This window comes from Pseudomonas sp. PF05, assembly GCF_056521845.1.
In genome coordinates this window covers 911,373-930,939 of the sequence record NZ_JBWLPW010000001.1, presented here as the reverse complement: position 1 = coordinate 930,939, position 19,567 = coordinate 911,373, and the positions used below count along the sequence as shown (strand labels likewise).

Genomic DNA, 19,567 nt, shown 5'->3' with positions numbered 1-19,567 from the left:
CTCATGGCATGACATCGCCGGAGTTCGGGCCGAGGGTCTGGCCAACGAACAGGTTGCCACCCGGCTCGCTGGCCAGCAGCACGGCGGTGGGCGCCACTTCATTCGCCAGGCCGAACCGGCCGAGGGGCAACTCGGCGGCTTTGGCGCGCTTCCAGTCGTCGCTGATCCCGACGACCAATGGCGTTTCAATCGGCCCTGGAGCGATGGCATTGACCAACACGTTGTCCTTGGCGACTTCCAGCGCCAGGGACTTGGTGAAGCCGATCACCCCGGCCTTGGCCGCGGCATAGTGGGTGAGTTCGGCGCCGCCCTTGATGCCCAGTTGCGAGGCCACGTTGATGATCCGCCCCCAACGCTGGGCGAGCATATGCGGCAAGGCGCGCTGGCTGGCTACGAATACGCTGGTGAGGTCGACGCGCAGCATGTCGTTCCACATTTCGATAGTGAGGTCGACGCAGCGTGCCTGGGTGAGCATGCCGGCGTTATTGACCAGGATGTCGATGCCGCCGAAATGTTCGACGCAGCGGTCGATACTGGCCTGGGCGCCTTCGACAGTGCCTACATCGGCGAGGCACTCCAGCACTTCGGCGCCGAGGTTGCGGCAGGTGATAGCGGTTTCGGCGAGGCTGACGGCGTTACGATCGGCCAGCAACAGGCGCGCGCCTTCAGCTGCATAGGCATGGGCGATGGCGGCACCGATACCGCTGCCGGCACCGGTGATGACGGCGCGGCGATTAGTCAGTTGGGGCATGTAAACAATCTCCCGAAAAAACACAGTTCCAATGTGGGGCTTGCTCGCGCCCACATTTTTGATCCAGTACAGTCAGTCAGGCCAGCGCACGGTCAGGCCGCCATCAATCACGATGCTCTGCCCGGTCAGGTAACTCGACGCATCACTGGTCAAGAACTGCACCAATGAAGCCACTTCATCCGCGCGCCCTACCCGCCCCAACGGAATCGACCTTGCAGCTTTCGCCAAGCCTTCCGGCCCGAGGGAGTTCTTCGCATCCAACGACTGCGGCGTCTCGATCAACCCCGGTATCACCGCATTGCAACGAATGCCCTGTGCTGCCAACTCCACCGCCAGGGAACGGCACAACCCCGGCACACCGGCCTTGGCCGCTGCGTAATGGCTGTGCTCTTGCCAGCCATACACGCCGCCGGCAATCGACGAAATCGCCACCAACGCCCCGCCCTCGCTCATATGCCGAGTCGCCGCGCGAAAGGTTCGCATCACCCCCGTCAGGTCGACGCTGAGCATCTCGTCCCACAGTTCATCGGTCATTTCCAGCAACGGCGCACGGCGCAGCAAACCGGCGTTGGCAACGGCGTAATCCAGGCGGCCGAAGTGCTGCACCGCTTGTTCGGCCAGTGCATCCACCGACGCGGTATCGCTCACGTCCAGCGCCAGCATCAGGCATTCGCCACCGGCTTCTTCCACCATGGCCTCCGTGGTCTGCGGGTCATGGGGATCGGCCGGGTAATACCCGCCGACGACCGCCACACCGCTGCCCGCATAGGCTACGGCGAGGGCTTGACCGATGCCGCTGGCGGCACCGGTAATCAAGGCAACTTTACGGTTCATCAAAAACTCCTTACTGAACGGTTTCCGGGCGCACGTGGCGTGCGGCAAACATCAGGGCACCGGACAAGAAGCACGGCACCGCACCGAACCACAGTGCAGCGGTCTGCCAATCACTGCCGGCGGACAGCACCTGGGTGGCGCCAAACCCTGCGACCACCGCGCCAATCGGACCCATGGCATGAATGATCGCGCCACCGGTGGCGCGGATGCTGGTAGGGAAACTTTCACTGATAAAGAACAGCGCCGCCGAGTACGGCCCAATCAGGAAGAACAGGCCCAAACTGTACAGCCCGACCACCATCGGCATGTTGCTCGGGCCGAACAGCATCCCGGCAAACGACAGGCCGCCGAGCATCCAGCCCAGGCCGATCACGTTGCGGCGGCCAATCTTGTCGCCCATCCAGCCGTGACTGAGGTAGCCGCAGTAACCCACCAGGTTCGACAGCACCAGGATGATCAAAGAGTTCTCGAACGAGATGTGGTGCACGCTGACGATTACCGAGGTGCCCAACACGCTGAACACCTGGATCGCCGCCCAGTTGAGCAACAGCGCGGCGCCGATCACCAAGGTAGCGCGACGGGCTGGGCCACGGAACGCGGCTTTGAGGCCGGCCTTGCTGTGTTCGTCGTAGTCGACGCCGTAGGTCACGGCCACGTTCTGCGCTTCGATCACAGCGCCGCTTTTACGCAGTGCGCTGATGCGCTGGTGGATCTGGAACTGCGGGCTCTCCTTGAGCTTGCGTGCCATGATCGCAATCACCACCGCCGGAATCGCGGCGAAGATGAAGCAGCCCTGCCAACCGATGATCGGGAGCAACAGCGCGGTCAACCCCGCCGCGATCAACGCACCGACCGGCCAACCGCCCTGCACCAGGCTGTAGATGAAACCACGACGTTTGGTCAGTCGCGGGTCTTGCGAGGCGCCATACAATTCGGTCAGATAGGTGGCGTTGACAGTTTCTTCGGCATAGCCCAGGCCGCCCAACGAACGGATCAGAATCAGCGGCGACTTGCCCCACGCCCCGCCAATCGCGGTGAGCGCCGAGCACAATGCGGATCCGGCCACCGTGAAGATAATCCCTTTGCGTCGCCCCAACTTGTCGACGATCGGCCCGATGGCCAACGCGACAACAGCGGTACCCACCGCCACCCAGGTCGCGATTTCAGCTTGCTCCACTTCGCCCCAGCCAAAGTGCCGGCCGATCTCGGGCAGCAAGGTGCCGAACAGGATGAAGTCATACACCGCAAACACCCAGGCGAAGAAGGCGATCCAGGTGGCGAAGCGTACTTCCTGGGACGTCAACTGCCGGGGTTTCCAGCCAGTCAGGTCAAGCTTGTTGTAGATAGACATGAATCGCGCCTCGGAGGGTGGGTGTCAGGTACGGGGTTGGCGACGGACAAAGTCGTCGGCGATTTCGTCGAAAGTGACGAAGCGCACGCCGGCATGGCTCTGGATATGTTCGATCAGACGTTCAAGCATCAGCAGCACTTGCGGGCGACCGGATACATCGGGGTGGATAGTCATGGTGAACACCGCGTAGTCGTGTTCGCGGTAGACCCAGTCGAACTGGTCGCGCCACATTTCCTCGAGGTGACGTGGGTTGACGAAACCGTGACTGTTGGGGGCCTTTTTGATGAACATCATCGGCGGCAAATCGTCGAGGTACCAGTTGGCCGGAATCTCCACCAGATCGGTTTCTTCACCGCGCACCAAGGGTTTCATCCAGGTGTCGGGATGCTGGCTGTAGTCGATCTTGGTCCAGCTGTCGCCCTTGCGTACGTAGTAGGGGTGGAAGTCGTTGTGCATCAGGCTATGGTCGTATTTGATGCCTTTTTTCAGCAGCAGCTCGTTGGTGACTTTGCTGAACTCCCACCACGGCGCGACATAGCCAGTGGGGCGTTTGCCGGTGACCTGGGTGATCAGCTCGATGGATTTATCGAGCACGATTTCTTCCTGCTCGGCGGTCATGGCAATCGGGTTTTCGTGGCTGTAGCCGTGCACGCCGATTTCGTGGCCGGCGTCGGCCACGGCCTTCATCTGCTCGGGGAAGGTTTCCATCGAGTGCCCGGGAATAAACCAAGTGGTGCGCAGGCCGTAACGCTCGAACAGCTTGAGCAAGCGCGGGGCGCCAATTTCGCCGGCGAACAGGCCGCGGGAAATATCGTCAGGCGAATCCTCACCACCATACGAGCCCAGCCAGCCTGCCACGGCGTCTACGTCGACGCCGAAGGCGCACAGAATTTCTTTAGCCATCATTGTTCTCCTGCGGTTTTATCAAATCAGTCGTGGGTTTCAGGGCTGGCGCAACGCGGCTTCCACTGCCAGCGCCGCGCGCAACAATCGAAAGTCTTCACCCGCAGGCGCACTAATCAACATGCCGGTGGGCAAACCGAGCGCATCGCGGCCGCTGGGCAGTGACACTCCCGGCAGATCCAGCAAGCTGCCGGGCATGGTCAGGCGCAACGTCGCGAGATTGGTGCGCACGAACAGCTCGTCATCGGCTTCCAGTGGCGACAGAGGTGGCGCCACATGGGCTACGCTCGGTGTAATCAAAAACGCGCCATCCAGCTCATCGGTCATTTGTTGCTGCAGCCGGTTGCGCGCGCTGTGGAGGTTGATCAACTGGCTGGCGGGAAATGCACGTGCGGCTTCCAGACGGCGTCGCACGCGGGGGTCGAGTCGGGTGGCGGCATCGCTGTCGAGCAGAGGCTGATGCAGAGCGAAAGCCTCAGGGGCGCCAAGCCAGCCTTGCGCCTCGATAAGCTGAAGCGTCGCTTGAAAGGCTGGCGAAGGCCGCAGGTCAATCAGCGCACCGTGATCTTTCAATACGCTCAAGCAGTTCAGCAGGTTGTCACGCACCGCAGGTTCTACACGTGCATCCTCAAGGGCCGACTGGTCGACCCAAAAACGCTGCCCTGCCAGACCGCGGGGGATGAGTGATGTCGACTTGGTGCGCCCGCACAGGATGTCATCGATAGCCAAGGCATCACGCACGCTACGTGTCAGAGGCCCGACACTGTCGAGGGTATGCGCGAGCGGAAAGACGCCTTCGCGACTGTAACGCCTGCAACTGCTGCGAAATCCCACCAGCCCATTGAAGGCCGCTGGAATTCGGATTGACCCTGCGGTGTCCGTGCCCATGGCAATCGGTACGATTCCCGCCGCGACCGCGACCGCTGAGCCTGAGGACGAGCCGCCCGGAATGCGTGGCTGGTCCAGCCCGACTGGATTGTGCGGCGTTCCAAAATGGGGATTGAGTCCAAGGCCTGAGTAAGCGAACTCGCTAAGGTTTGTTTTCCCCACACTGACCATTCCGGCTTTAGCCAGTTGACCTACGACATTCGCGTCAAGCAGCGCTGGCGTAATGTCGCGGCGCACGGCTGCGCCTGCGGTGGTTGGGCTGCCTGCGACGTCGAACATGTCTTTCCAGGCAATGGGTACGCCGTCCAGTGCGCTTGCCGGCTGTCCGGCCTTCCAGCGTGCGGCTGATGAGTGGGCTTCGCGAAAGGCACGCGCCGAACAGAGAGAGATGAACACGTCATCGACTTGCGCCACCCTGGCCAGCGTTTCTTCCAATGCCTTGACCGGGTCGCTGCTGCCCGAGGCGAATGCGTCCGCCATCGCCAATGCATCGGACTCAAGCGGTAATTGAGGACTGGTATGGGCCATCTGATCCACCAACAAACGTATTCATTATTAAAATGTACGTTTTATAGAGCAGATAGCGTGCCAAACTGAATACGGAAGGAACGTCTGAGCGGTAACCTATAGCCATCAGCCTACGCCCAGCACTCGAACTAGACACCTTGCCAATCGGGTTGGTACTCCTTTGCGCAAAGCATTCTGCGCAGAATTAGCTAAGGCACCCTGATAATGTACTTATTAGAAAATATCCGTTTTGGTGCAAAATCGTAACAACGGCCCTACGAACGCGCACAAATGACGTGGTCCACGGTGACAACAGACTTGTGCGAGAATCTTCCCCCGCCTTTCGAGAAGCGTATGAGATCGATGACCGCCGAGGATTACCGCACTGCATCGCGCTACGCCATGATCCGCCAGGTCCTGCGTGACGCCATCGTGAATGGAGAGGTGGCTCAAGGGCTCGTCCTGCTCGAAGCACCTCTGGCCGAGCTGTTCGGAACCAGCCGCGTCCCGGTGCGCAAAGCATTGGACCTGCTGCATAAGGAAGGCTTGATCAGTCGATTCGATGGCCGCGGTTATCTGGTCAATCCGAAGGGGGTTGAAGTGGAGCCACTGCGGTTGGCCGTTACCCACAAGCAACTTGGCCTTGATAGCAGCGAAGAACTGGTCGATACCCGCCCATTGGGCGAGCGGATGTTCGACGAGATTGGCTCGGCTTTATCGACCTGTATTGCCTTCGGGCACTATCGACTCGACGAGCAAAAGGCGGCCGAGCATTACGGCGTCAGTCGGGCGGTGATACGCGAGGCATTGATGCGTCTGCGTGACCGCGGCCTGGTGGAAAAGGAACCCTACTCCCAGTGGCTGGCCGGCCCGCTCACCGCCAGGGAGGTCACCGAAGACTACGAGTTGCGCGCCTGCCTTGAACCTGAGGCGTTACGCCAGAGCGCACCAGGGCTTAGCCGGCAAGCCCTTGAAGCGATGCTGGCTCGGGTTAAAGAGGCACAGAGCAACCCACATTGCAGCCTGGCTTGCATCGAACGACTTGAAGAAGACCTGCACTACCACTGCCTCGCCGGAATAAACAATCGCAAGATCGCTACGCTGATCCGGCAGGCCCAGAGCCCCAGGATCATCAGTCGGATTTTTTACAGTCAGTTGGGCCTCGGTCCCGACGAAGCCATGCTGGCCGAGCACCGTCTGATTCTAGAGCTGCTATTGCATGGCGCATTCGACGCAGCAGCGCTGAACCTCAAGGAACACCTTCACCGCGCCCGCCAACGCATGTTGCAGCGGTTGAAAGTTCTGTCAGTGCTCCCTGAGCAACAAGTGCCGGAGTATCTGACCAGGCTGAGCTGAAAGCAGGTTCGGCGCGTACCGTTTCATTTCCATGGCCGTTGCCACCTGCCACCTGCCACCTGCCACCTGCCACACCATCGGCAATAGCGGCAGCAATACAAGCACCTAATTAACACCCGGAGCCGGCAAGCGCTGTGCGGCGTGGAGGATGAACCTGTACACCCAGTTCGTCAGTTTGGGATGAGTTGTTTTTATCAGCATCATCAAGCGCTCCGGATCGGTCCGCCCTGCGCCCTTCCAAGTTCAGCGCCTTGTCGCCATCTCTACGTTAGCGTCAGGACATTGGCAGGTGCCTTACGGCATTTGCGCGTTGCGTCATGCGGCTTCAGATGGCCCCTTTTGCTCCGTTCCTTAGCCAAGTCCAGGTTGAAGAATGCTGGCAATGATCTTCGCGTAGGAAGTAGCACTGGAAGAACATCGATAGTCAACTGACTGCTTGTTAATAAAAGAGCTAGCCTTTTCGATTGTAACAATGGTTTTTTAATCAAAACCAAACCTATACTCAAGAGCGATCCGGATCAAAAAACAACTCAAGCGCATTAATATAACTCGTTGTTATAAAAGAATTTTTTGAAGCGCGCCGCTAATTTTTTTCAATTACTGGCCGATGACCTTTCACGGAATCAAGGAACAGTCGGAATGAGAAATAATCAGCCAGTTACGCAGCGTGAAATTTCACTCGCCCCCCACCAGAAACTCATCTCGACGACCAATGATCGAGGCGTTATCACGTACTGCAACGACGCCTTCGTCGAGATCAGTGGTTTTGATAGAACCGATCTAATTGGCGCCCCGCAAAATATCGTCCGCCATCCTGACGTCCCGCCTGCCGTATTTGCCCATATGTGGGGGGCTCTCAAGCAAGGCCGCCCGTGGATGGGTATCGTCAAGAACCGCTCCAGAAATGGCGATCACTACTGGGTCAACGCCTACGTCACACCGATATTTGAAGGCAGCCAAGTGGTGGGCTTTGAGTCGGTCAGAGTCAAACCGACGACTGATCAGATTCGTCGAGCTGAATCCCTGTATAAGCGCATCAGCCAGGGAAAACCAGCTGTCCCCCGCCAAGATGCTTGGCAAGCGTCCCTGCTGGATTGCTTGCCGTTCTTAGCCATGGGGCTGGCAGGCACCCTGGGCGGCTTGTTCTTCAGCACGCCTGTTGCAATTGCCGTGGCCGTAGGCATCGCCGTGCCGATCGGCTTGCTCTCGTCACGCTGGCAGATGCGAGGAACTTTGCGCCTGCTGCAGATGGCAGAGCCCTCTACCTCCGATTTACTGATCGCTCAGATGTACAGCGATGCGCGCGGACCACAAGCACGCCTGGAAACCGCCTTCGTCAGCCAGACTTCGCGCCTGAAGACTTGCCTGACGCGCCTGCAAGACACCGCCGAGCAACTCAGCAAACTGGCGGAACAATCCGATGTACTTGCCACGGACAGCTCCAAAGGGCTGGATCGTCAGCGCGTCGAAACCGAACAGGTGTCTGCCGCGGTCAACCAGATGGCCGCGACCACCCAGGAAGTCGCCAGCCACGTCCAGCGCACGGCTGACGCTACTCAACAAGCCAACCTGCTGACCAATCGCGGCCGCGATGTGGCCCGAGACACCCGAGAGGCTATCGAGCGCCTCTCCGCCGCGGTCGGCGAGACAGGCCTGACCGTTGCACAGCTGGCCAAGGACAGCAATGAAATAGGCACAGTCGTTGACGTGATCAAAGGAATCGCCGACCAGACCAATCTGCTGGCATTAAATGCCGCCATCGAAGCAGCGCGCGCCGGCGACATGGGCAGGGGTTTCGCCGTCGTGGCCGATGAGGTTCGTCAACTGGCCCAACGCACCTCGCAATCCACCACCCAGATCCATGACCTGATCACCAAGCTCCAGGCGTCGTCCAACAACGCCGTGCAGACCATGGAGAGCGGGCATCGTCAGGCCCAGGAAGGCGTGACCTGGGTACTGGAGGCAGACAAGGCATTGGTGGGCATCAGCGAAGCGGTCTCCCACATCACCGAGATGACCACCCAGATTGCCGCGGCCACTGAAGAGCAAACTGCCGTCGCCGAGGAAATCAGCCGAAACATTACAACCATCGCCCACTTGGCCGATAAAACCTCGGAACAGGCGCACCAATCGGCAGATCTGAATAAGGAACTGACCAGGACCGCGTCCACGCAGTACTCATTGGTCGAGCGGTTTAACCGATAACCGATCTCTCTTCATGGAGAGGCCCGCCTTACGCGGGCCTTTGCCCGGGATTTTGTTTGCGCCCTGTCTTGCTATCGACAAAAAATCCGACCAAATGCCGGTTATTTCGCTCCCGCAGCATGCTTTTCACGAAATATTTACAGTACGAAGCCTAGATTGAACAGACAAAAGGATTTGACCCCATACAGAGAGCCCGTCATGCGCGGGCTTTTTGTTGTCTGAAATTCCCGCTGCCCAGCTCGCCACTTCTCGGATGGCGTCGATGAACATGCATGCAAGGTGATCCCGATTTTCAGCGCCCTTTTTAAATTCAATGGCCTGCGGCGGGATGATACCAATCTGCCTGTAGATTTTTTGAGCACCCGTTAAAACGCCCTGCCTACCTGGCTTCAGCGCAGTTATCCACAGACATACTCACGGATTTCTTGGATAACTGGATGGGATCGTGAAGCACTCCTGCCGTAGAACCTATGGATTCGATGCGGTGAGGGACTTTCGCAGTGTCAGCCAGGCTGCGCAGCCAATGACGATCTGCTGGGGTGTTGGCAGGAAAATCGAGAACCACGGGAGTCCCCGTCGAGAGCATGTCGATAACCAGCGGCCCCAGGACATCCCGGATCCGGCGCGCATGCAGGACGTAGTCCGCTACCGATTTGATCTGATCAGGGTAGAGCTTTGAAAGCCAGTGATCTTCGCTCAACAAAATGGCTGAATGTTCAGCCTTTAACGATCGGGCCAGCGTGGATTTTCCCGAAGCAATTTTACCGCACAACAGGTGGAGTACAGGCGTGGGCATGGGACGTGTCCTTATGTCGAGGCCCGATAATGGCCCATCGAATATCATGGACACAATGCGGTGAATGACGAATGGGCAACGGACTAGCAGTGTTCACACCCATCAGGAAACACGAATAAAGAGCTTGGACACATCAACCCAAGTCAAAGCATCCTGCCGGAAGATGACCGACCTCGGGCCTTGCATACAAATATCCCTGCATCAGCTCGATTCCCATGCCTAGAAGCGTCGAGCTTTCTTCACGGGTCTCGACACCTTCGGCGATGATCAGGATATCCAAGCGCCTGGCGACCAGGATGATACCTTCGACGATCGCTTGTTTGACCGGGTCTCGATCGATGCCTCGGGTCAGTGCCATGTCAATCTTCAGCACCTGCGGCTGGAACATGGCCAGCAGGTTCAGGCCCGAATAGCCCGCGCCAAAATCGTCGATGGCGGTAATGAAACCCTGGCGCTGGTACTCCACGAAAATCGATTTGAGGTGCCCAGGGTCGACCACCTTCTCGCCTTCGGTCACTTCGAACATGAGCCTTTCTGGCGGGAAATGCGTCAGGCGCGCCGCTTCCAGGGTGGCCCGGATGCACGTCTCTGGCCGGTATACGGCGTTGGGCAGGAAATTAATGCTCAGCAAGCAATCGGGAATGTCCAGCAGGCCCAGCCTCGCGGATTCCTCGATGGCTTTCACCCGGCAAGCCTGGTCGAATCGGTAGCGGTTGCTGTCGTTCACGAGCCCCAGGATGTAGCCAGCCGATTCGCCATTGACGCCTCTGACCAACGCCTCATAAGCAAACGCAGCGTGTGTCCGGACGTTGAAAATAGGCTGGAAGGCCATGGTGAAATCAAACCCCAACGCCTCGCGGTTGCGGCATTCAGCGCAGCCGAGCGATTGGAGCGGAGGGTGTTTCGTCATGATCAATATTCCGTGGCGGTCGTGATACATTCCTACGGCTACAAGGAACTGTAGCCGACACTACCTGAGTCGGCGCGGGCCGAAGTTTCTGAAATACTATCGGCCGCCCCCCACCGCTCACCTAGATCGGTGCGACATGTATCAGGCACTGCTGATCTCAAATGCTCAATGCAGCTTAACGGTAAGGACACAGACACATGAGCGCGCGAAAAATTTTAGTCACAGGAGCGGCGGGTCGGATTGGCACTGCTTTTTGGACAGCGCAAGCCGATAGATTGGATTTGCGTCTTGCTGATATAGATGTACAGAAATTTCCGAAATCCGCACAAAGTTTCTCTCTTGATGTCAGGGATCAGTCAAGCTGCCTTGAGGCCTGCGAAGGCATCGACACCGTGATTCATCTAGCTGCTGACCCGAGTCCAGACGCTAACTTCATGACTTCCCTCCTGCCTGTAAATATTGTTGGCACCTACAACATGCTGTTCGCCGCGAAGGCACAAGGTTGCAGGCGGTTCATATTTGCGAGCAGTGCCCAGGCCATTGAGGGTTACCCCAAAGACGTCCAGGTACATGAATATATGTCGCCCAGGCCAGGAAATCTTTATGGGGTCAGCAAAGCATTTGGGGAGGCTCTCGCATCGATGTATGCAAACGATGGTCAAATGACAACCATTGCAGTCCGCATTGCAAACGTAGCCGAGTTTCAGCATGGAGAGACCCACAGCCACAGAGATGTAGCTGCATTTATCAGCGAGAGGGATGTCGTAGCTTTACTTAGAAGTTGCGTGGATGCAGAGCTGAACGGGTTCCATGTGATTCATGGCGTATCAGACAATAGATACAAGCGCCTTTCCATTGATAAGACCCGAGAAGTTGTTGGTTACGCCCCCATTGACGACGGATTCGAGATTTTAGAGGGGCATGCCCTGCCCTGATTGATTGGCTGGCTGGCTGGCTGAAAAGCACAACGCCTCAAAGCGGGATGATCTCAACACTCGCGGTCATGCCTGCGACCAACTCAACGCCCGGTGGCACCCTATCGATATGGATACGAACCGGGATCCGCTGCGCGAGACGCACCCAGGTAAATGTCGCCGCCACATTTGGCAGGCCGAGATGACCTGGCGAATCGTTACTGTTCTCGATGCCGCGACCGATGCTTTCGACATGCCCCGATACAGGCTGATCAAAGCCCATCAGCATGATCTGCGCCGGGTTGCCGACGCGGATCTGCCGGATTTTCGTCTCCTCAAAATAACCAGTGATCCAGAAGCTCGCCGCGTCGAGGATAGCAACCGTTGTCGAACCGGCCGTCGCATAGTCACCAGGGCGCAACCTCAGGTTAGTGACATAGCCATCGACCGGCGAGCGGATAGTCGAGCGGGCGAGATTGAGTTTGGCGAGGTCCAGAGCCGCCAGCGCTGCTTGATAGGTGGCGCCCGCCACTGCAGCCGCGCCTCCTGTTTTCTGAATATCTTCTTGAGACACGATATCGCGGAGTTGGCCACGCCGCCGCGCCGCCGCCTGGCGAACGAGCCTATCCTGGCGCTTGGCTTCGACGTCGGCTTCGGCCGACGCCAATGCGAGCCGGTACCGCTGCGGGTCGATCACATAAAGAATGTCACCCCGATGGACATACTGGTTATCAACGATCGGGACGGCACTGACAGTGCCGGAGACTTCCGGTGCAATTTGCACGACATCGGCGCTCACTCGCCCGTCGCGAGTCCAGGGCGTTCGCTCGTGATGGTTCCACGCCCCCAGCGCAATGAGCGTGGCGCCAGCAACGAGGCAAAGAGTCAGGGCATAGCGGCTGAGCAAGGATAGAACAGGCTTCAAGATAAGTGTCCGATTGAGGGCAGGTGCTGCACGAGCAAACCGTAGATGAGCGCGAAAATGGCGAGTTCGACGAGCGGCCAGTGAACGAACAGGCGGTAGATGCCCACGACGCAGAGGACGCGGATTATCGCGATGGTGGCAAAAATGGCGACGAATACCAGCGCCAGTAACCCGGGGATGAGGACGCCACCGACGTCGAGATCAACGATCATGAGGCGCACTCGCCGTATGACTGAGACCTAGGGCAAACCTAAGGTCCATGAGCAGCTCGGCGATCCGCGAGCGGTCGTTGATCGAGCTGTCAGCGATCATCGCCTGCAAGGTCTCGATACGCTGGTCAAAACCGGTCGGATCAACATGATCCTTAAGGTCTCTGGCGCTGAAGCGTGCGGCGATCGCGAAAAGCAGCTCACCCAGTTTTTCGGCGATGTCGCCGTCGACCTGCGGGATGATCTTGCGAAGCGATTTAACAGCGTGGCCGACGCGCAGATGGTGCAAGGTATCGTCGAGAACATCTGAATAACCTTTGTTGGACACCCGTAACCTGGGTAGCAGCAGCGCCGTCCGATCGATCATAAGGTTCGTCCAATGCCGGTCATCGGGTACCTCACCCAGCGCTCGACGGCTGACGCCCCTGCGACTCAATCGAAGCAGCCGGCTGATCGCTGCGTCGACCGGGACGGTCTGGAACAAGGTCATACTGACCGCCCCGAATCCGACCGCCGCGAAGAGCGCAACAACGGTATTGAGGGATGCAGCGAAGTCGCCGGCGTAGGTGGCGCGCAACCCTGAAAGAATCGGAATGGTCAGGGTGATACCGAGCGCCATGAACGTTGTCGGCGGACGCGCTTGCAGTGAACCCGCGAACAGGAACGCCGGTGCCAGCACCGCAACAAGAAGAGCGAAGTCCGTGACCTGGGGAAGAATGACGAAGCTATAGGCAAAGCTGATGACCACTCCATAGATCGAGCCGAGCATATATTTGATGACGTTAGGGGCTGGCGCATCGACATTTCCGAACAGCGTGCAACATACGCCGAAAATCGATACGGCCGTCCCGCCCTCAGGCCAGGCCGACCAGATCCAGAAAGCGCAGCTGATCAGGATGCCGACGATGGCACCCAACGCGGCCCGGCCCGCCATCCAGCGATCGCGGTGATAGATGTAGCCCTTCGCGGGCTTGGGCCAATGAAGCATTGTCGTCTCGCGTGATTGCTCGGCAGTCACGATGTGGCGCCCCAGGTTGTCGCAGTCCTGGAGCAGGCCGATCATTTCGCCAAGATAACCGGCGAGATTAGCGGCGAGCCTGACGCCTGGCGTTGCGTCACCTACGCCGAGACGGTTGTTGATCGCCCGCGCGCGCGCGATTAGACATTTCGCGACGCGCTCCCGGTCGGTCGCCTCGACAGCGCAGGTCCACGTCGCGAGATCATCAAGCAAAGCGACCAGTTCATCGGGTGAGTTGTAGCCGCCCACCCCCAGGGAATGGATCCGGTCTTCGATCTCCGCAGCGAGCGCAAGCAATCGCGCGAGCCGGTCATGGATCAGTTGTACCGACTCGTGCCGCAGCGCAGGGGCCGGATCATAGGGCAGGTGCGAAGCAAGCCCCTGAAGGCCAAGAAGATCCACTGCAAGCTGGGTCCGATCGCGACGATTCTCACTCGGCGTTCCCCTCAAGGCATCGGCTGCCAATTGACGGGCGTCCCGCAGCGCTGCCAACAGCTTGCCAATGAACTGACCCGTCATACGTTTGGGCAGGATGTAGCGATGCACTAGAACGGCACACAGTATCCCGATGGAGATTTCCTGGACCCGCACGGAGGCCGTATCAAACACGGCGCCTGGATCAACGACGCTGGGAAATCCGATCAGGCTCGCGGTATAACCGGCAAGAACGAAAGCATAGGCTCTTGGCGTGCGATCAAGCAGCGAGAAATAAAGACACAAGCCGATCCAGCAGGCGAGCACCACGCTGCATACGATAGGGTCGTTCACGAAATTCGGAATGATTGCCACCGTCGCCGCCGCCCCGACAAGGGTCCCCACGAAGCGATAGACACCGCGACTGAGCGACGCACCCGCCGAGGTCTGCGAGACGATGTAGACGGTCACTATTGCCCAGTAAGGATTGGCAAGTCCTATACGCAGCGAAACATAGTAGGCCAACATCGCTGCGGCAAAGCTCTTCGCCGAAAACAGCACCGCATCCACATCTGCCCTCATGGCAGGAGTTTGCAGGAGAGACACTACCGCGTGCGCTATGCCGACGGCGGCGCGCCCAGGTGGTTTGTTCACAGCAGATAGGATGTTCATGCGAACCATTATTGCTGCGTTGCAAACGCAAATAAATTCAGTATTCTTCCAAAATATCCCTAAAAGCTGCCAACTTGATGCCGCCCACGCAATCAGCCGTTTCCGTCTTCGACCCCGACCTCACGGATCGGCCAGCGGTGGCCCGGCAGCTCGACTTTGCAGATCACCAGGCGGAAGTGCCAACGCATGTGCATCGCAAGGGCCAACTGATCCTTGCATTGCACGGGGCGGTCACTTGTACTGCCGACAACGAGATCTGGATCGTACCGCCCAACTGCGGTGTCTGGATTCCGGGCGGCGTGCCCCATAGCGCACGGGCGACAGCGAATGCCCGGCTCAATTATCTTTTCGTGAACCCCGGAGCGGCGAACCTACCCGAGGATTGCTGCACGCTGTCCATCTCCCCAATGATCCGGGAAATGGTTGATCGGCTGGCACAGGAGCCTGCCGATTATCCTTCGGTTGGCCATGCCGCCAGGCTTGCGAGAGTGATCCTCGACGAACTGGTCGAAATGCCGCGTGAGCGCTTCAACCTCCCCATCTCCAGCCATCCAAAAATTCGTGCGATAGCACATGCACTGACGCTCTCCCCTTCCGACCGCAGTACGTCAGCCGAGTGGGCCAAACGCGTGGCGATGAGCGACAGGTCGCTGTCTCGATTGATGATTCGTGAGACGGGCCTTACGTTTGGACGCTGGCGGCAACAGTTGCACCTTGTCGTGGCACTGCGAGAATTGGCCAGTGGTGCGAAGGTGCAGAACGTTGCAACCGAGCTGGGCTATAACTCGGTCAACGCCTTTATCACCATGTTCAAAAAGGCCCTGGGGAGCACGCCCGCACAGTATTTTGCACAACGCGGGGCGCTGCCGCCGTCGGCTCCAAAACGAAGCATGGCTTCAAGCATGGACGGGCAGAACCAACCCGAAAAGAACAAAAAAACCACCACAAACTTTATTGAATCGCCGCCCGGTTCGGGCTAACCATGGCCTGACCTGGTGTGCAGCGCTGGCCACTAGATACTCAACAACGAACTCCACCACGGCGTAAGTCAATGCGATGACGAACGTCTGCGCGATGATGCTTCTGTGAGGATCCAGGAATGGCGGGATAAATGCGGTGAATAGCAGCAGCGCCTTGGGATTTGAAATGGCCGATACCAACCCCTGGCGGAACAGAGACCGGCCTCGGAAGTTCTTGGTACCCGTCGCATCAAGACTGACGGGTGGGGAACGCCAAAGCCCGAAGCCCAACCAGATCAGATAAAGCCCGCCGATTATCTTCAACGCGGTGAACCAGGTGGCCGACGCCTGGATCAGCGCCCCCAATCCCAATGCGCAAAGTGAAAGCACGACGGCAAAGCCGAGAACGCCACCCGTGATAGTGAACAACGTTTTTCGGCTCCCATGAATGGCTCCATGGGTAAGCACTAAGAGCGCATTGGGTCCTGGCACTATCGCTATGCCGCAGCAGGTAAACAGATAGAGCAACCAAGTCTCAAATGGCATGATCCGATCCCAGTGTGTCGATTCTGATCAGCATCCTGCGAGTGAACAACCGCCATGAAAAGCGCATAATTTACGTCGTAGCCATTCGATTAACGAATAGAGGTGACAGCGATGCCTGCCAGCGATTTGCAGACCGATTGGCTCAAGTGTTTCGTGGCAGTGGTGGATGCAGGTTCGCTATCGGGTGCAGCCCACGAGGTCAATAGATCGCAATCAGCTGTCAGCATGCAGATGAAGAAGCTGGAGGCAGCCCTTGGACGGCCGCTATTGAGTCGTGGCCCGAGGCACCTACACCTGACCGCTGGCGGCCAGACGCTGCTGGGCTACGCCCGTCGCATACTTGCGCTCCACGCAGAAGCCCAAGCGGCATTTCACGGTGAAGAGTTAACCGGACGAATCCGCCTTGGCGTCGCGGAGGACTACGCGGCAAAGTATCTCACGCCCGTTCTGAAGCGCTTTTCGCCGCGCTACGCAGGCGTGGAAATAGAGTTGACCTGTGAACAGTCGACCACGCTGATACCACGTGTGCGAAGCGGCGATCTTGATCTTGCGCTGGTGTCCAGAGACACGCCTCAAAGCGGCACATTCCTCTTCAAAGAACCCATGGTCTGGGTGGGTTCACCCCAATTCGAACTATGGAGGCGAGACCCGGTGCCCATTGCAGTCTACGAAAGAGAGAGCCTGGCTCGACGCTATGCAGTGAACTCACTGACCCAGCAGGGACGTGAATTCAAGGTGGTATACAACAGCTCCAGTCTTGCTGGCCAGGTGGCCGCAGTCGAGGGAGGACTCGCTATCGCCGCGATCACTCAGTGCAGCGTGCAGCCATCGCTTCACGTCTTAAGCAACGAGCACGGCTTAGGAAACATTGAACCTATGGAAGTGTCGATTCTACGTAGCCGAACCTCTCGCGGGTCTAAAGCAGTCAATAGCCTTCATGCTTTTATCATCAGCGCGCTAAGACTTCAGGCGTAGTCAACCGGCTCTGGGGAGGTAATCAGGTGGAAAACCGGATCGCCACCATGCCGGTACCCTACAGCAAGGTGGTCCTGAAATAGGTTCACACCTGTTTCACCCCAACGTCCGCTGGAACGAATGGTCAGGCGTCTACAACAGTACGGTTTCAATTGGGCGCCTCAAGGATCTGGGCATCTGGGGTCCACGACCGAATCGAATGACAAGATCAGGCCTTTGACCCAAGATACCGATTGATTTGGCGAACTGCGGCCTGAGTGACGCGACTTCCACCGGCTGATTAAGGTGAGCGGTTCGAATATCCATCGCCGTTGCCTGCAAAGCAAACCGTTGAAAGGCACGCCCCACCTCGATCCAGTGATGCTTGTCCTCAAGCGCTGAAACAAATACCGCAATGCCGGAGGAGCTCCGAACATGTCGCGCGTACTTGTCATTCTCGGACTCTTCGGAAAAAAAGAAATCAAACATCAGGCCACCAAGCCAACTGGGGACCGTTGGGTTGCCGGAAGAACCTGTAAACAGTCCGTCGCCCTGCCTCGCGGCCTGTCCTCCGTTGAAACGCAACCATTCTTTGAGTTCGCGCACAAATGCCGGATCACGCATCTGTGCGGTGTTTCCCTGAACCACGAAGTCAAGGACATTCTCCATGTCCTGTTTATCCGTGAGCAACTGAACCCGAACGCCATTTCCCGAGCCGGCTATTTCCAGAAGCCGCAGTTCGTCGTTTGAAAGAGGCTTGGCATCAAATTCAGCCCTGGTCGACTGCCGACGCGGGATTGCCTCGAAAAGCGGAGTTCGGACCTGCGCTGCGCGCTCCAAGGAGATGTTCCATGATTCGTTTTTCCCGGTATTGAAAACGGCATCACCCCTAAAGCCCATCGCTGCCGCTGCCTGCACAAGGTTCTCGGCGGCGCAGCCGAGGCTGACAAAAAGGTGGTGATCGTCTGGATCGACAATCGGACATCTGCGTTGATAGTCAGGCCGGATTGAAATCGACTGATCGTCCAGCCCGAACTTCCAGCACTGGGTGTTGTGACTGGATGGCGCTAGGGTTGCGTAGCGCACAAGTTCGCGCAGTACTGCCGGAACGTTACTCGAATCGAGTTCGCTGTGACGCCATATCTGCTTCACGGCATGCTCATATTCCACACTGCCCTTGCTCGAGGTGTGGAACGCAAGGGCCCCTGCGGCACCCACCCCCGTTACTGCTGCAGTAGCGATGAACTTTCTTCTCGTCAACACTGAACTACGCCTCCCATCTTTGAACGCCTAACGTTTGGTTAATGGGCGGGCGTTAGCCCTGAGTGCCGTAGCGCTCTTGAGCTTCTTTATAACTCAACTCGTGTTTTTCGACAGGCACAAAAAAGCCACTCATCTGAGTGGCTTTTTTCTGAATCTTGGAGCGGGGAACGAGACTCGTATCTGGTGTCCGCCCCATTGAATTCTAAGGCTATGATAATACTCGGAACTCACCGAACCAAACACGCATGTGCGGTCTTGGATGAACTGCCTGGCCGGATATTCAATGACCAAGGCTGGGCGCGTCAGAGTGTCTCAGAAGCCATGACTACATAAACCCACCTGACACTTACTTCCAAGCGCCTCGTCGACAGGGCTTACCGTACCTGGTACAGCACCGCAGCCCCTGGCTTGGGTTCGAAAGCCGGCACAGTGCGCTGCTCAAGTGGCATACCCTTGGCATCCCAAACCAAAGTGTCCGAGGGGTACTCGTCCTTGCGGGTCATGGCGTCGATCTGCTTGGCGATCACCTCCGAACTTGCAGGCACTTCGGGGTTCCATCCAAACACGCCAACTCTACCGTAGAACACAGCCGGCGCGCCGACATCGAGGCGCCGATCGGGACACATGACCAAGCCGCGGTCAAGCATAACCCGCAACGCGCCGACAGGCACCGCCTTCACCGTGGGCGTGGTGCGCTCGGTGCTATGGCCTGGGCAGACATTGGCCGAGCGAGTAACCATGTCCTCGACCACTTGACGATCGGATTGGGCCTGCGCCGAAAAGGCAACGGCAGACAGGGCGAGCACTACAAGATTTGACTTCCAGGGCACGCGAAACCTCCTATGGAAAAAATACTCCAGCGTTGCGGACCGCCCCCATGTAAGAACCGTCCGTTGCCAGGGGCACATTTGAAGACTACCACGACATTAGTTTGTTCCACTTGCTGATAGTTGGGTCACCGCTCGGGACGTGCATCTATTGGATCGACTAGTACGTGACCCTGGAGACACCACACGAGCTGCCGATACGCTGACTCCTTCGATATTGATCAATACCCAACTTCCCAATTCTCGAACAAGCAACTCACTGGCTGGAAAGCCGGCTCGCCCAACGCCTGACATGTTCCTGTCAGCCTCCGGTCACTCTGACGTCAGATCCTTCCCCCTAAAGTACCCCCAATGACCGCCCCTAC

Annotated in this window: 18 protein-coding genes; 5 read left to right on the top strand and 13 right to left on the bottom strand. The window is 58.1% G+C overall.

Annotated features, from left to right (window positions below):
* Position 1: 1 nt before the first annotated feature.
* The 5 genes from AC09SL_RS04145 to AC09SL_RS04125 form a co-directional block, all read right to left on the bottom strand.
* The gene (locus AC09SL_RS04145; protein ID WP_058542113.1) at positions 2 to 751 is read right to left on the bottom strand and encodes an SDR family NAD(P)-dependent oxidoreductase; all 750 of its coding nucleotides are present in this window, start codon (positions 749 to 751) and stop codon (positions 2 to 4) included.
* Between the two features lie 72 nt (positions 752 to 823).
* Positions 824 to 1,585: an SDR family NAD(P)-dependent oxidoreductase gene (locus AC09SL_RS04140; RefSeq protein ID WP_058542112.1), complete on the bottom strand. Its 762-nt coding sequence runs from the start codon at positions 1,583 to 1,585 to the stop codon at positions 824 to 826.
* Positions 1,586 to 1,595: 10 nt separating this feature from the next.
* The gene (locus AC09SL_RS04135) at positions 1,596 to 2,936 is read right to left on the bottom strand and encodes an MFS transporter (RefSeq protein ID WP_058542111.1); all 1,341 of its coding nucleotides are present in this window, start codon (positions 2,934 to 2,936) and stop codon (positions 1,596 to 1,598) included.
* Positions 2,937 to 2,960: 24 nt separating this feature from the next.
* Entirely contained in the window at positions 2,961 to 3,839 is an 879-nt protein-coding gene (locus tag AC09SL_RS04130; protein WP_058542110.1) for a polysaccharide deacetylase family protein, read from the bottom strand.
* Between the two features lie 39 nt (positions 3,840 to 3,878).
* Positions 3,879 to 5,255, bottom strand: a complete 1,377-nt coding sequence (locus AC09SL_RS04125) for an amidase (RefSeq protein WP_058542137.1) — start codon at positions 5,253 to 5,255, stop codon at positions 3,879 to 3,881.
* A gap of 342 nt (positions 5,256 to 5,597) precedes the next feature.
* Here AC09SL_RS04125 and AC09SL_RS04120 point away from each other — a divergent pair, with 342 nt between their 5' ends.
* Positions 5,598 to 6,590 (top strand): GntR family transcriptional regulator, encoded by a 993-nt coding sequence (locus AC09SL_RS04120; RefSeq protein WP_419555124.1) that lies wholly within the window; start codon positions 5,598 to 5,600, stop codon positions 6,588 to 6,590.
* A gap of 639 nt (positions 6,591 to 7,229) precedes the next feature.
* Positions 7,230 to 8,795, top strand: coding sequence for a methyl-accepting chemotaxis protein (locus tag AC09SL_RS04115; protein WP_058542108.1), 1,566 nt, complete (start codon positions 7,230 to 7,232; stop codon positions 8,793 to 8,795).
* A gap of 379 nt (positions 8,796 to 9,174) precedes the next feature.
* Here AC09SL_RS04115 and AC09SL_RS04110 read toward each other — a convergent pair whose 3' ends face one another.
* Positions 9,175 to 9,591 carry a P-loop nucleotide/nucleoside kinase family protein gene (locus tag AC09SL_RS04110; protein ID WP_231139223.1) on the bottom strand — a complete coding sequence of 139 codons (417 nt, stop codon included), beginning with the start codon at positions 9,589 to 9,591 and terminating at the stop codon, positions 9,175 to 9,177.
* Positions 9,592 to 9,724: 133 nt separating this feature from the next.
* Positions 9,725 to 10,501, bottom strand: a complete 777-nt coding sequence (locus tag AC09SL_RS04105) for an EAL domain-containing protein (RefSeq protein ID WP_058542107.1) — start codon at positions 10,499 to 10,501, stop codon at positions 9,725 to 9,727.
* Between the two features lie 197 nt (positions 10,502 to 10,698).
* Between AC09SL_RS04105 and AC09SL_RS04100 the strand changes: the two genes are divergently transcribed.
* Complete coding sequence (locus AC09SL_RS04100; protein ID WP_058542106.1) at positions 10,699 to 11,436, top strand: NAD-dependent epimerase/dehydratase family protein; 738 nt, start codon at positions 10,699 to 10,701, stop codon at positions 11,434 to 11,436.
* A 37-nt stretch (positions 11,437 to 11,473) separates the two neighbouring features.
* Here AC09SL_RS04100 and AC09SL_RS04095 read toward each other — a convergent pair whose 3' ends face one another.
* Genes AC09SL_RS04095 through AC09SL_RS04085 form a run of 3 tightly spaced genes read right to left on the bottom strand, consistent with a single transcriptional unit; the run spans position 11,474 to position 14,551 of the window.
* The gene (locus tag AC09SL_RS04095) at positions 11,474 to 12,340 is read right to left on the bottom strand and encodes an efflux RND transporter periplasmic adaptor subunit (protein ID WP_058542105.1); all 867 of its coding nucleotides are present in this window, start codon (positions 12,338 to 12,340) and stop codon (positions 11,474 to 11,476) included.
* The gene (locus AC09SL_RS04090; protein ID WP_058542104.1) at positions 12,337 to 12,552 is read right to left on the bottom strand and encodes a DUF1656 domain-containing protein; all 216 of its coding nucleotides are present in this window, start codon (positions 12,550 to 12,552) and stop codon (positions 12,337 to 12,339) included. The genes AC09SL_RS04095 and AC09SL_RS04090 overlap by 4 nt, the downstream gene beginning before the upstream one ends.
* Positions 12,542 to 14,551 (bottom strand): FUSC family protein, encoded by a 2,010-nt coding sequence (locus AC09SL_RS04085; RefSeq protein ID WP_479571938.1) that lies wholly within the window; start codon positions 14,549 to 14,551, stop codon positions 12,542 to 12,544. The genes AC09SL_RS04090 and AC09SL_RS04085 overlap by 11 nt, the downstream gene beginning before the upstream one ends.
* A gap of 179 nt (positions 14,552 to 14,730) precedes the next feature.
* Here AC09SL_RS04085 and AC09SL_RS04080 point away from each other — a divergent pair, with 179 nt between their 5' ends.
* Positions 14,731 to 15,633, top strand: coding sequence for an AraC family transcriptional regulator (locus AC09SL_RS04080; protein WP_081264397.1), 903 nt, complete (start codon positions 14,731 to 14,733; stop codon positions 15,631 to 15,633).
* Here the strand turns inward: AC09SL_RS04080 and AC09SL_RS04075 are convergent.
* The gene (locus AC09SL_RS04075) at positions 15,550 to 16,158 is read right to left on the bottom strand and encodes a LysE family translocator (protein WP_058542101.1); all 609 of its coding nucleotides are present in this window, start codon (positions 16,156 to 16,158) and stop codon (positions 15,550 to 15,552) included. The genes AC09SL_RS04080 and AC09SL_RS04075 overlap by 84 nt on opposite strands.
* Before the next feature lie 111 nt (positions 16,159 to 16,269).
* Between AC09SL_RS04075 and AC09SL_RS04070 the strand changes: the two genes are divergently transcribed.
* Entirely contained in the window at positions 16,270 to 17,133 is an 864-nt protein-coding gene (locus tag AC09SL_RS04070; RefSeq protein ID WP_058542100.1) for a LysR family transcriptional regulator, read from the top strand.
* A 132-nt stretch (positions 17,134 to 17,265) separates the two neighbouring features.
* On the opposite strand, the gene AC09SL_RS04065 is transcribed toward AC09SL_RS04070, so the two are convergent.
* Both AC09SL_RS04065 and AC09SL_RS04060 read right to left on the bottom strand, forming a co-directional pair.
* Positions 17,266 to 18,375, bottom strand: a complete 1,110-nt coding sequence (locus tag AC09SL_RS04065; RefSeq protein ID WP_081264396.1) for an Acg family FMN-binding oxidoreductase — start codon at positions 18,373 to 18,375, stop codon at positions 17,266 to 17,268.
* A gap of 374 nt (positions 18,376 to 18,749) precedes the next feature.
* Positions 18,750 to 19,205 (bottom strand): hypothetical protein, encoded by a 456-nt coding sequence (locus AC09SL_RS04060; RefSeq protein ID WP_058542099.1) that lies wholly within the window; start codon positions 19,203 to 19,205, stop codon positions 18,750 to 18,752.
* Between the last annotated feature and the right edge of the window lie 362 nt (positions 19,206 to 19,567).